Here is an 11,990-nt window from a genome sequence, read left to right on the forward strand (position 1 = left end):
GCCGCCGTGAGAGCTGCTGGCGATGACTCCCCGAATCCAGCGCCCGCGCAGGCGGCGGATGCTGTCGCTGACCGTTCAGGGCAGTGAGCAGATCAGCCCTCATTTCATGTCCATCACGCTGGGTGGAGACGACGTCCAGCACCTCGAGCAGTCGGGGTTCGACCAGTCCGGTCGCCTCTTCTTCGCCGATCCTGACGACGACGACGTCTTCCTGCCGAGCAGTGAGCGGTGGATTCTCCAGCTCACCCTGCAAAGCTCCGGCAAGCGGCGACCGCGGGTCAGGACGTACTCGATCCGGCGCTTCAGGCCCAAGGCGTCGGCGTTCGACATCGAGATCTCGCTCCACGAAAGCAACGGATCCCACAAGCCCGCTGCCCCCGGCACCCGGTGGGCGCTGGCTGCCGAGCCCGGGGCCAAGGTGGCCTTTTTGGACGAGGGATACAGCTACGCGCCCACCGCCGGCGCCGCTTGGCAGCTTCTTGTAGGTGACGAGAGCGCGCTGCCGGCAATTCTCGCCGTCCTGGAACGCTCCGCCGAGAGCTCCCAGGCGCTGCCGGCCGAGGTGTTCCTCGAGGTCCCGGCCCCTGAGGACATCCGGAGTGAGATCACTGCGCCCCCGGGCACCGCCATCCACTGGCTGCCGCGCAGTGATCCCTCCGCGAAGCCCGGTGCCCTCGCCCTTGAGGCAGTGAAGCAGGCCCAGCTTCCCGACGGCCTCTTCTACGCCTGGGTAGCGGGCGAATCCTCGCTGGCGACCGGCGTGCGTCGGCATCTCGTCGGCGACCGCCACATCCCCAAGTCCGACATTTCCTTCCGCGGCTACTTCAGCCACGGACGAGCCAGCCTCTGACCCCCTCGCGTCAGCCGGTCGAAACCGATCGCCCGGACGCCCCCTCCGCCTGCCCGCCCCACGATCCGACCGGAGTACCCCTTCTCGTGGCCACATTCCTGTACAAGCTCGGCCGTCTGGCCTTCAGGCGCCGGCGCCTGGTCGCCTTGATCTGGGTGGCGCTACTCGCCCTCGCCGGCTTCGGTGCCGCCACCGCCGCCAGCGCACCCCCCAGTTCCTTCTCTATCCCCGGCACCGAGGCCCAGAAGGCGTTCGACCTGCTCGACCAGCGCTTCCCCGGCGGCGGTGCCGACGGGGCCACGGCCCGCGTCGTGTTCAAGGCGCCGCAGGGGCAGCAGATCACCGATCCGGCCTACAAGGCCACGGTCGAGAGCACCGTCAAGGACCTCAAGTCCGGCTCCCAGCAGGTGGCTTCGGTCACCGACCCGTTCACTGAGGCGAGCGTCAGCTCGGACGGCACGACCGCCTACACCGAGGTCTTCTACAAGGTCGGCGGCGAAGAACTGACCGACACGACCAGGCACGCGCTGGAGAACTCCGGCCAGAACGCCAAGGCCGAGGGCCTTCAGGTGGAGATCGGCGGTGATGCCCTGGCACCGCAGCCTGAGTCCGGCGCCGGGGAAGTCATCGGCATCGCCATCGCCGCGGTCGTCCTGGTCATTACCTTCGGCTCGCTGATCGCCGCCGGCCTGCCCCTGTTCACTGCCATCCTCGGCGTCGCCACAGGTATCGCCGGCATCATGATCCTGGCCAACCCCCTGGGCCTGGACAGCAGTTCCTCCACCCTGGCGATGATGATCGGCCTGGCGGTCTGCATCGACTACGCCCTGTTCATCGTCTCCCGCTACCGGGCCGAACTGGCCGACGGCCACGACCGCGAGGAAGCAGCCGGACGGGCCCTGGGCACGGCCGGATCCGCCGTGGTCTTCGCCGGCCTGACTGTGGTGATCGCCCTGGCCGGTCTGACCGTGGCCGACATCCCGACCCTCACCAAGATGGGGCTTGCAGCCGCCGGCACTGTCCTGATCGCCGTACTGATCGCGCTGACCCTGGTACCCGCCCTGCTCGGTTTCACGGGCAAGCGCATCCTCAGTCGCAAGGACCGCCGGGCTGCCAAGTCCGCTGCCGGCACGCCGCCCCAGCCGGCGAAGGAGAATGCGGGTACCCGCTGGGGACGCTTCGTGCTGCGCCGCCCCCTGTGGGTGTTGCTCATCGGCGTCCTCGGCCTCGGCGCCGTGGCCGTGCCCGCCGCCTCTCTCAACCTGGGCATGCCGGACGACGGCTCGCAGCCGACCTCCACCACGCAGCGCCGCGCCTACGATCTGCTCGCGGACAGCTTCGGCCCGGGCTTCAACGGCCCGCTGCTGGTCGTCGTCGACGGCACCAAGGCCGCCGCCGCGCGCACCGCCGACGACATCAACGCCATGGACGGCGTCGACTCCGTCACCCAGCCCGTCCTCAACAAGGCCGGCGACACCGCGATGATCACCGTGGTGCCCAAGGCCCGCCCGTCCTCGGAACAGACCAAGACCCTGGTCCACGACATCCGCCGTGCAGGTACCGGCATCAAGGCCGACACCGGCAGCACGGTCCTCGTCACCGGGGCCACCGCGATGAACATTGACTTCTCGCAGAAGATGAACGACGCCCTGATGCCCTACCTGGCCCTCGTCGTCGGCCTCGCCTTCCTGCTGCTCATGGCCGTGTTCCGGTCCATCCTGGTTCCCCTCAAGGCAGCCCTCGGCTTCCTGCTCTCTGTGCTTGCCGCCCTCGGCGCAGTCGTCGTCGTCTTCCAGTGGGGCTGGCTGGGCTCACTGTTCGGCGTGGAGGAGACCGGCCCGATCGTCGCGATGATCCCCATCTTCATGGTCGGTGTGATCTTCGGCCTCGCGATGGACTACGAAGTCTTCCTCGTCACCCGCATACGGGAGGCGTACGTCCACGGGGAGGACCCACGCCAAGCCATCGTCACCGGATTCCAGCTCGGCGCCCGGGTGGTCACCGCTGCAGCCGTCATCATGATCGCGGTCTTCTCCGGCTTCATCAGCTCCGGCGAGCAGATGATCAAGCTGATGGGCTTCTGCCTGGCCATCGCGGTCCTCTTCGACGCATTCATCATCCGCATGGCCGTCGTACCGGCCGTACTCGCGCTCCTTGGCCACAAGGCGTGGTGGCTGCCCAAGTGGCTGGACCGGATCCTGCCCAACGTCGACGTCGAAGGCGAACGCCTGCACAAGGTGCTGGCAGGCCGAACCGCGGACCCCAACCAGGACTGCGGACTGGTCAACGTCTGAGTCCGCACGCCAGGCTCGGGATTGCCATTGCCCTGGATGCCCGTGGGCGGCCTCGGGGACGCATGGCGCACCAGTTCCCGCCGATGGGTTCACCCCGGTGCTCGTGTGCCGCGGGGAGGCGCCTCTGTATTGGACGGCTCAAGACGGCCCTGGACAACGCGGACATCCACCCATGGGCCGGAGATGTCTCGGACCTGGCCGCTGTCACCGTGGTCATGAACGGTGTGCCGGGCAGTTCACAGCCGTCAGGGGCAGCTCGGCCGGGAGGGGCGCGGTCACCTGGTGGAGACCCCGCTCCTCTTCACAATGCCCTCCGTCCCAGCCGTTTATGGTGATAACCCTTTTCGGTACCGATGAATCGTTCGACGTGGACGGCGCAGAGTCAGATGGCGCGGTTGGTCGGCGCGGAACCGGATCACTCCCGCGGTGGCGGTCGATCATTCGCAAGGCACGGGCGTCGACATAGCGCCAGTAGCCCGACTCTGACCCTAGGAGTAGCAGTGACCAACCTCAACGAAGCGGTCGAATCTGTGGAGCAACTCACCGTCGGATGGCGGGCCATGGTGCTCGACCGGGACCCGCACGCCGACGTGCGGGACCTCCCGGGCATTGCCGTGCGGTGGGCGGACTGCGAGTTCGCCTTCTGGAACTGCCTCACCTTGACCGAGGTCCATGCCGATGCCCGGCTCGTCGAGCAACGGGTGCAGCAGGCTGCGGAGATCATGCGGCAGAAGAGCCGCCCCGGCTTCCTGTGGATCTTCGACGATCTCCTGGGCGAGGAGGCTCGCACGACACTCGGCGCGATGACCGAGCGCGCGGGTCTCGAGTACGCCTTCTCAGGCACCGGCATGGCGGGCGACCTGCTCCCCCTCCCCGAGCCGGTCCATCCCGAGCTGACCTTCGCGCGCGTCACGACCGACGAACAGCTCGAGGCCTACGCAGATTTGAACTCGCGCGCCTACGGTTTCCCTCTCGAAGCCGGGCGGGACGGGATCGGCGGCTCCGAGTTGTGGAAGAAGGAGGTGCACGCCTACCTGGGCATGCGGGACGGTCTCCCGGTGACGTGCGCCGCCACGATGGAGGCGGCAGGGCGCCTGTTCGTCGTGCTCGTCGCAACCGCCCCGGAGTGGGAGCGACGAGGCTACGGGGAGGCAGTAACGCGGAAGGCGCTGCACGAGGGCGGCAGGGCCACAGGACTGACCCGCGCCACGCTGCACGCGACCGCCGCCGGAACACCGGTGTATCCGCGCATCGGTTTCGTCCCGAACACACCGATGCGCTTCTTCGCCCTGAAGGAGTGAGCTGAATCCTCGTCAGCGCCGCTCCGCAGCCTCGCCGTTGTATCCACGCACGGCGCCCGGAGCAGCGCTACAAGGAGCCATGCCGGCCGGGCTATGGCGCCGCCGACCGGGTCACCAAACGCCGTCCCCGTCCGGGCGGTCGTCGGGAGCCTGCCTATCGGCCCCAAGCCGTGCCCCGCCGGAGCACCCGAGGCCAGGACGACATCCGGCTCGGTGGCGTCATCCCGCCCCGGTTGTGCCCGTAAAACCATCGTCCAGTACCCGCCCCGAGCACCCTCAACTACCCCGCCACCAGGACATACGCCCAGCGAAAGAGGAACCCAGCACTAAGGGTCCGTCTTCAAACGGATCTTGCCCAGAGCAGGAACGATGCGAGGGTGACCGCCGCTTCCCTGGATCCCCGGCCTCCTCATCCGTGACGTCCGGAGTATCCCTGTCCGCTGGTAGCGGCTGACGGCGGCGGCCCCGGAGCGCGGCAGCGCGGGCGACCTGCCGCGGACGTCACCAGGGAGGTGCCGCAGTCCGCCGGCGGAGGGTCATGGCATCCGGCCGGTAATTCCGTGTACGGGGCCGACGTTGTGGGAGATCATGCGCGTTTGTGACCTCGCGAGCAGATGAACCCATTGACGAAGCGGCCCCGCCCGCCCCCGCCGTGGCCGTCACCCCCTCCACCCCGGTGCACCGGGACGGCAACGTCCTGCGCTGGCTGATCGCCTACACGTTCTCCGTGGTCGGCGATGCCGCCTACTTCGTGGCGCTTGGCTGGGCCGCGCAGAAGGTGGCCGGACCGGCCCAGGTCGGCCTGGTGATGGCGGTCGGCGCGATACCCCGGGCGATCCTCATGCTCGGCGGCGGTGTGATCGCCGACCGGTTCGGCCCGCGTCGGGTGGTCATCTCCTCCGACGCGGTCCGCGCTGTGGTGATCCTCGCGGCCGCCGCAGCGCTCGCGTTCAGCACCCCCGGCCTCTGGTTGCTCGTCGCGCTAGCCCTCGTCTTCGGCGTCGTGGACGCCCTGTTCATGCCGGCGGTCGGAGCCATGCCGCCCCGGCTCACCGGCCGCGACCAGCTGATGCGGGTGCAGAGCCTGCGCAATCTGGTGCAGCGGTCCGGCCACATCGCCGGTCCGCCGCTCGCCGGGTTCTCGATGGGGCTCGGCGGCCCCGCCGCCGCGTTCGCCGTGACCGGCATCCTCTTCACCCTCTCGCTGCTCCTCCTGGTCGCGGTCCGGCTCGCCCCGCTGCCGCCCGAGGAACAGTCCGCCGCGGACTCCACTGCCCGCCGCGACCTGGTCGACGGCATCGTCTACCTGCGCCACGAGCCCGTCGTCGGCCCGCTCGTCCTCTCCGGACTGCTCTCCATGATCGGCTGCATCCCGCCGATGGCGATCGGCGTCATCGTGCTCGCCGAGGAACGCGGCTGGGGCCCCTCCGGCGGTGCCTGGGTGAACGCCGCCCTCAGCGCCGGCGTCTGCACGACCTCGCTCCTGCTCGTCGTGCGCGGCCGCTTCCCTCGGGCCGGCCACTGGCACAACATCACCCTGCTCGTCGCCTCCGCCGGCATCGGCCTGATCGGCGTCATGCCGAACCTCGCCCTCGCGGTCGCCGTGGCGCTCGTCTCCGGCCTGGTCTCCGGCCTCTGCGGCGGTCTGGCCCTGGCCCTGATGCAGGCCAACACCGCCCTCGCCTTCCAGGGCCGGGTCGCCTCCGTCCAGGCGCTCAGCGCGGTCGGCATCACCCCGGTGATGTTCCCGCTCTTCGGCCTCCTGGTGGAAGGGTGGGGCGCCGGCCCCACCTTCCTCCTTTTCGGCTGCATCAGCATGCTCGGCGCCACGGTCTCCACCGCCTCCCACGCCGTCCGCCATGCCGACCTGGACTTCACGAAGACCGCGGACTGACTCCGGCTCCCGGCCGGGGCACCCAGGGTCCCTTTTCAAAGATCACCCGGGTGGTGGATCGTGGTGTCGTGGTACGTCGTCATGAACTCACCGACCGGGAGTGGGAGTTGCTCGCTCCGCTGATACCCAGGGCCGCGACGGGGCGACCCCGTGTGGAGGACCGGCAGGTCGTCAACGGGATGGTCTACAAGATCCGCACCGGGATCTCCTGGCGTGACCTGCCGGAACGCTACGGGCCGTGGAATACCGTGTACAAGATCGAGCACACCATCGAGTACCTCGACCTGGTCGGCACCTGCCACGGCTTCGTCGGCACGCTGGGCCGGCTGGTGCCCCGCATGCGAGGCCAGGAGTTCACCGACGACGAGCGCGAGACCGTGCGGCGGCAGATCGGCCGGGTCCGCGCGGCGGCCGACTGGCTCGAAGGAGCCGTCGACAACGGAGAGTTCACCCTCGACGAGCAGCTCGCCCAGCTCCTCAAGGGCGAGTAGGCCATGGCCCGCAGCCCTCGCCGCCCGGCCCAGCCGCTGTCGGAGCACTACGGCGACCTGGTCCGCGTCGCGCTGATGGAAGCCAGACCGGCCGGCCTGCACACCGTCCAGCTCGTCGCCGCCACCAGGCTGAAGCAGTCCCAGGTCCAGCGCGGTATCCGGCACCTTCGCGACGTCGGCGCCGCGGAGAACCTCACCCCGATCACCTGGCGGCACAAGGACGGCTACATGTTCTCCGACGACCCCGCGGACTGGATCGAGTACGAGAAGAAACAGCTCGCCCAGCCCTCGGCCGCCTCACCCGGATGATCACGGGCACGCTCGCCCCGCACCTGGCCCGCTGCCCCGACGAGGAATGGGCCCAACTGGTATCCGCCCAGCTCACCGGGGTCACCGCGACTCTCGCCCAGCTCTCGAAGTAACCGCCCATCCGTCTCCTCCGCGCCGTGCAACGAGCCCGCCATGCCGAACCCTGCCCGCCGTCGCCGCTACCCGTCCGACACCACGATCGCCGAGTGGGCCCTTCTCGAACCCCTATTGCCCGTCCCGGCCTGCCAGACCAAGACCGGCGGGCACCCCGAGAAGTGGCCCCGCCGGCAGATCGTCGACGGCATCCGCTACATCACCGACAACGGCGCGAAGTGGAGAGCCCTCCCGGCCGACTTCCCTCCGTGGGAGACGGTTTACGGGTTCTTCGCCCGATGGAACCGCCGCGGCGTCGTCACCTTCATCCGCGATCAGCTCCGTCGTCGTCTCGGCATTGGCCTGGGACGATGCCCCTACCCGGTCACGCTGATCATCGACTCGCAGTCGGTCAAGGGCGCCACCACGGTGAGCCGGGTGACTCGCGGATTCGATCCCGCGAAAGTGATCAATGGACGGAAGAGACACATCGCGGTGGACACGAAGGGCTTCCCCGTGATGATCATGGTGACGCCCGCCGACATGCAGGACCGGGACGCCGCCCGCGAACTGCTCTGGCGACTACGTCTCACCCCACCCCCAGATCACCCAGGTCTGGGCCGACTCCGCCTACGCCGGCAAACTCGTCCCCTGGGCAGAGGACTTCCTCCACATCACCCTCAAGACCGTCTCCCGCCCCAAGGGCGCCAAAGGGTTCGTCGTCCTCCCGCGTCGCTGGCGTGTTGAGCGCACACTGGGATGGATCATGAGCGCCCGCCGCAACGCCCGAGATTACGAGCGCCTCCCGCAGCACTCTGAGGCTCATCTGAACTGGTCGCTCATCACCCTCATGACCAGGCGGCTGACCCGGAAGAAGCCAGCCCGCGGGTGGGCAAAGAAGCCGAATCCCACCGGCTGAGCCGGCCTACGAGGACGGCTCGTGTCTGACAAGACATGTCAATCTGGCGCCTGATAGTGACGCCAGTCATCCTCTTCGCGCTTCCGCTTGGCCTCTTCGCGCTTCTGTCTGGCATCTTGGGCTGCCAGGTCGACACTCTCACGAACCGAGCCAAGACTGTCGTAGTACTCGACTGCCCGCTGCAGCCCGTGTGGATGGAGGCATCCGTGCTCCAGCAAGGCTGCCCTGATGGCCGGCGCTTCCGGACACTCCAACACAGAGCGAGCCTCGGTATGCGAGCGCTGCTTCTCGACGTGGAGGGCCCACATGTCGGCTTCAAGGAGCAGCCCCAGCTTGGACACCCCTGGGGAGTGGCGGAATCGCTCGACATAGGCAGCCGCTGTCCACAGTTGATCGCGGGTGGCCCCCGTCATGACCAGCCTGAGAACAAACAGCTGTAGACGGCTGAGCGAGCTCCGGTGCCTTCGGTGCCTCACCGCACACCCTTCCCCGTTACTGGTCATGCTCAGGCTAGAGCCCACCCCAGCCCGGAGAACAGGACGTAGAAGTTCGAAAACACTCACTAAGCTCAGATAGGTGCCAACACATCAGAGTTCAGAACTCACCTTGTGTAGCGGGGCACTGCGTCGGGTCGGCCTGCCGCTGTACGCGCAGTTGCGGATCACGCATTCAGTTCGGCGCCGGTCATCAGGGCGAGCAAGCTGTGGGGCGCGTGGTCGTCGATCATGATCGTGTAGAAGCCGTCGTCGTCCGCTTCCACAGCTGCGGCGCGGGCGAGCATGGCTTGTTCGTGCGCGGCGAGCGCGGTCTCCGCATCGCCCGGGTGCGCGGCGAGGGCTCGGCCGAGTTCGGCGCCGTCCTGCATGGCCAGGTTGGCGCCTTCACCGTTCGGTGCCCGGAGGTGGGCGGCATCGCCGAGCAGGGTCACCCCAGGCACGCGCTCCCAGTGGTGCCCGGCCGACAGCGTGAAGATGGGGCGCAGGGCCGGCGGGGTGTTGCTGTCGGTGATCAGGGCGGTGAGTGCGGGAGCCCACCCGTCGAATTCCCTTGCAACCCGTGAGGTGAGGGCTGCGGCATCGGTGGTGTCGAGGGCAGTGAACCAGTCCTGGGGCTTCTTCAGTTGCGCGTAGGTGTGCAGGGTTCCGCCGCCTTCACGGTGGGCCAGTAGTCCCCTGCCCGGTGCGAGCGCGAACAGCGAGCCGGCTCCGACCGCCTCCGCGGAAGCGCGGTGGAGGGTTTCTGCGTCGAAAAGGAACGTCTCCACGCTGCAGACGCCGAAGTACTCCGGAGCGGCTGTCGAGAGCAGCGGCCGTACGCGCGACCAGGCTCCGTCGGCGCCGATGAGCAGGTCCGCGACGGCGGTGGTGCTGTCGGCGAAGTCGATCTGGTGGCGGCCGTCGCCGAGGGTCCGCACCGCGGTGACTTTGCGGCGCCAGCGGACGGTGCCGGGGGGCAGGGAGTCGAGGAGCATCTGCCGGAGTTCGCCGCGCGGTGCCTCCGGGCGTTCGCCGGTTCCGTCGTCAGGCAGGTCGAGCAACACGTTCCCCTCCTGGTCCATGACCCGGTACGCCTCGCGGCCCGGGAGGATCAGCTTGTGGAACTCCTCGATCAGCCCGGCCGCTTCCAGAGCGGCCTGCCCGCTGTGGGGGTGTAGGTCGAGCAGGCCGCCCTGGCGGCGGGCGTCCGGCGCGGGCTCCGCCTCGTAGACCGTGGCGGGGATGCCGTGCACGTGCAGTACACGAGCCAGTGTCAGCCCGCCCAGGCCTGCTCCGATGATCGTGACGGGTGTCGTCATGGTGTCCTCCTAACCCCTTGCGGGGTGCCGTGACGCCCCCTTTGGATCGCCACTCCAATCACGCTAACACGAAGTTGGATCGACGCTCCATTCATGCGATGCTGGGGTCATGGCGAAGAGGACAGCGAAGGGATCTGCGCGGGCTCCGCGGCGGACGGACAGCCTGTCGAGGGAGCTGATCATCCAGACCGCGATCGAGATGCTGGACAGTGGCGGCGAGAAGGCGCTGACGCTGCGCGCACTCACCGTGCGCCTGAGCACCGGCTACGGGGCGATCTACCACCACGTCGCGGACAAGAATGATCTGCTCGCGACGGCCGCTGACGAGGTCATCACGGGCGTAATGTCCGGCGCGGTTGCCGACGCGGATCCGCGTACTGCTCTGCGCGTCCTCACCCTCGGCCTGTTCGACGCGATCGACGCCCACCCCTGGGTCGGTGCGGAATTCTCCCGCCAACCGTGGCGGCCCGCTCTGCTGGACTTCTACGAGGGCGTCGGCCGCCTGCTGGACGCCCTCGGTGTTCCGGAAAAGGCGCGCTTCGACGCGGCCGGCACGCTCGTGAACTACGTTCTCGGTGTCGCCGCGCAGAACGCCGCGAACGCACGGCTCCGCGCGGGCAGCGACACGGACCGAAAGACCTTCCTGGAGAACGCCGCCACGCAATGGGCGCAGATCGACCCGGGCCGGTACCCGTTTGTGCACGCGGCGGCGACTCAGTTGGGCGAGCACGACGATCGCGAGCAGTTCCTCGTCGGGGTAGACATCTTTCTCGCCGGCATCTCAGCCCTGCGCTAGAAGACCCCGACACTCGCTGTCCCCTGCGGCGCCGCCCTGCTGGTGCGCATCCGTACGCCGCGGCGCGATGCCAGCCTCGGCTGACCTGCAGCGGGCGCCCCTCTCACTTCCTTACCCGACCGCTCGGTCCTGTCGGCATACGATTCGTTTGCCGACAGGTGGCCGACGCGTCCAATGAACCCGTGCAGTCCAGGGGTTCGCGGCGGCGCGAATCCGATCAGATCCGATGGTGATTGCTGACAGGGTTTGACGACAGATAGGGGCCGACCCTCCGTCCGGAAGGGGCCCCTCGGTGGCGAACCTGGTCTACAGGCGCGTCTCGACCGACCAGCAGTCGACCGCCCGGCAGAACCTCGTCCTGGACGAGGCCGGGATCGAGGACCCGGTCGCCTTCGAGGAGGCCCCGGCACTCCCAGCCGCCTCCACCCCCTCCAGCGCCCCAAGTTCCGCGAGCTGCTGACGTACGCGAGGCCGGGCGACACCGTCCACATCTCCGAGATGGTCCGCCTCGTACGCGGCAGCGGGCGCATCCTCGATGTGCTCGACGTCCTGCACCGCGAGCAGGTGGCACTGCGCATCCACGACGGCGCGTTCTCCGCCAGGGACCTCACCGCCCGCCACCCGCGCACCGGAGACCTGCTCTCCACCGTGAAGTTCATGGTGCAGACCCTCGCCGCCGCCGGCGACCTCCAGCGCGACCTTCAGTGCGAACTGACCTACGACGGACTGCGCGCCGCCGAGGCCAAGGGCAGCGAGGGCGGGCGTCGCCCCGCCCTGGCGGCCACGAAGACCGACACCGTACGCACCGCGTATCTGGAAGGCCGCTCCATCGCCGCCCTCGCCCGCGACCACGGCGCGATCCGCACGGCCGTCGCCGACCTCCTGCCAGACCACACCGCCATCGAGGACGCCCCCGCCCCGGAACTGCCGGTCACCCTCGACATGCCGGGGAAGGTCGCCGACTTCCTCGGCGCGGCCGACCTGGAGCCCGCCGGGCGGGTGGTGGCGGAGGGTGTGTCGCGGTTTGGTGTGGGGTGCTTCGGCGTGTGTGGGTGGTGGTGGGGTTTTCGGCTGGCTGCTGGGCTGGGCTGGGTTGGTCGTTACCTGTGTGTGGGGTGTGGGTGGGTGGGGGTGGTGGGGTTTTCGCCTGTGCATTGGTGGGTGAGGTGGTGGGCGCGTTGGTGGAAGGCTGCGGCTGTTTCATTGTCGTCGAGGAGGTGGAGGGTGTTGGCGAGGTCGGTGTAGGTG

General features: G+C 68.8%; 11 protein-coding genes and 1 pseudogene. 10 read left to right on the forward strand and 2 right to left on the reverse strand.

What is annotated here, in order from left to right; translation table 11 throughout:
* The first annotated feature begins 22 nt into the window (after window positions 1-22).
* The 7 genes and pseudogenes from ACTWQO_RS21830 (at window position 23) to ACTWQO_RS21860 (ending at window position 8,151) form a co-directional block, all read left to right on the forward strand.
* Window positions 23-850 (forward strand): siderophore-interacting protein, encoded by an 828-nt coding sequence (locus ACTWQO_RS21830; protein WP_443239007.1) that lies wholly within the window; start codon window positions 23-25, stop codon window positions 848-850.
* 86 nt (window positions 851-936) lie between these two features.
* Window positions 937-3,144, forward strand: coding sequence for an MMPL family transporter (locus ACTWQO_RS21835; protein ID WP_443239008.1), 2,208 nt, complete (start codon window positions 937-939; stop codon window positions 3,142-3,144).
* A gap of 560 nt (window positions 3,145-3,704) precedes the next feature.
* Window positions 3,705-4,445 (forward strand): GNAT family N-acetyltransferase, encoded by a 741-nt coding sequence (locus ACTWQO_RS21840; protein WP_443239018.1) that lies wholly within the window; start codon window positions 3,705-3,707, stop codon window positions 4,443-4,445.
* Window positions 4,446-5,043: 598 nt separating this feature from the next.
* Window positions 5,044-6,339 (forward strand): MFS transporter, encoded by a 1,296-nt coding sequence (locus ACTWQO_RS21845; protein WP_443239009.1) that lies wholly within the window; start codon window positions 5,044-5,046, stop codon window positions 6,337-6,339.
* Between the two features lie 68 nt (window positions 6,340-6,407).
* Complete coding sequence (locus ACTWQO_RS21850; protein ID WP_443239010.1) at window positions 6,408-6,830, forward strand: DUF6192 family protein; 423 nt, start codon at window positions 6,408-6,410, stop codon at window positions 6,828-6,830.
* 3 nt (window positions 6,831-6,833) lie between these two features.
* On the forward strand, window positions 6,834-7,139 hold the full coding sequence (locus ACTWQO_RS21855; RefSeq protein WP_443239011.1) for a hypothetical protein: 306 nt from the start codon (window positions 6,834-6,836) through the stop codon (window positions 7,137-7,139).
* A 153-nt stretch (window positions 7,140-7,292) separates the two neighbouring features.
* Window positions 7,293-8,151 (forward strand): annotated as a pseudogene (locus tag ACTWQO_RS21860) (IS5 family transposase).
* A 38-nt stretch (window positions 8,152-8,189) separates the two neighbouring features.
* On the opposite strand, the gene ACTWQO_RS21865 reads toward ACTWQO_RS21860, so the two are convergent.
* Complete coding sequence (locus tag ACTWQO_RS21865) at window positions 8,190-8,564, reverse strand: hypothetical protein (protein ID WP_443239012.1); 375 nt, start codon at window positions 8,562-8,564, stop codon at window positions 8,190-8,192.
* A 248-nt stretch (window positions 8,565-8,812) separates the two neighbouring features.
* Window positions 8,813-9,946: an FAD-dependent oxidoreductase gene (locus ACTWQO_RS21870; RefSeq protein WP_443239013.1), complete on the reverse strand. Its 1,134-nt coding sequence runs from the start codon at window positions 9,944-9,946 to the stop codon at window positions 8,813-8,815.
* Between the two features lie 109 nt (window positions 9,947-10,055).
* Between ACTWQO_RS21870 and ACTWQO_RS21875 the strand changes: the two genes are divergently transcribed.
* From ACTWQO_RS21875 to ACTWQO_RS21885, 3 genes are all read left to right on the forward strand, one after another.
* A complete protein-coding gene (locus tag ACTWQO_RS21875) occupies window positions 10,056-10,742 on the forward strand; it encodes a TetR/AcrR family transcriptional regulator (protein ID WP_443239014.1) in 687 nt (228 codons plus the stop codon).
* Between the two features lie 292 nt (window positions 10,743-11,034).
* Complete coding sequence (locus tag ACTWQO_RS21880) at window positions 11,035-11,202, forward strand: hypothetical protein (protein WP_443239020.1); 168 nt, start codon at window positions 11,035-11,037, stop codon at window positions 11,200-11,202.
* The gene (locus ACTWQO_RS21885) at window positions 11,199-11,987 is read left to right on the forward strand and encodes a hypothetical protein (protein ID WP_443239019.1); all 789 of its coding nucleotides are present in this window, start codon (window positions 11,199-11,201) and stop codon (window positions 11,985-11,987) included. The genes ACTWQO_RS21880 and ACTWQO_RS21885 overlap by 4 nt, the downstream gene beginning before the upstream one ends.
* Window positions 11,988-11,990 lie beyond the last annotated feature (3 nt).

Origin of the sequence: Streptomyces sp. 4N124 (genome assembly GCF_052245395.1) — a bacterium.
GTDB lineage: Bacteria > Actinomycetota > Actinomycetes > Streptomycetales > Streptomycetaceae > Streptomyces.

Excerpts from the sequence above, each read along its gene's own strand:
- ACTWQO_RS21830 (WP_443239007.1), top strand. The coding sequence starts at position 23 with ATGACTCCCCGAATCCAGCGCCCGCGCAGGCGGCGGATGCTGTCGCTG.
- ACTWQO_RS21875 (WP_443239014.1), top strand. The coding sequence starts at position 10,056 with ATGGCGAAGAGGACAGCGAAGGGATCTGCGCGGGCTCCGCGGCGGACG.
- ACTWQO_RS21865 (WP_443239012.1), bottom strand. The coding sequence starts at position 8,564 with ATGACGGGGGCCACCCGCGATCAACTGTGGACAGCGGCTGCCTATGTC.
- ACTWQO_RS21870 (WP_443239013.1), bottom strand. The coding sequence starts at position 9,946 with ATGACGACACCCGTCACGATCATCGGAGCAGGCCTGGGCGGGCTGACA.
- ACTWQO_RS21840 (WP_443239018.1), top strand. The coding sequence starts at position 3,705 with ATGGTGCTCGACCGGGACCCGCACGCCGACGTGCGGGACCTCCCGGGC.
- ACTWQO_RS21855 (WP_443239011.1), top strand. The coding sequence starts at position 6,834 with ATGGCCCGCAGCCCTCGCCGCCCGGCCCAGCCGCTGTCGGAGCACTAC.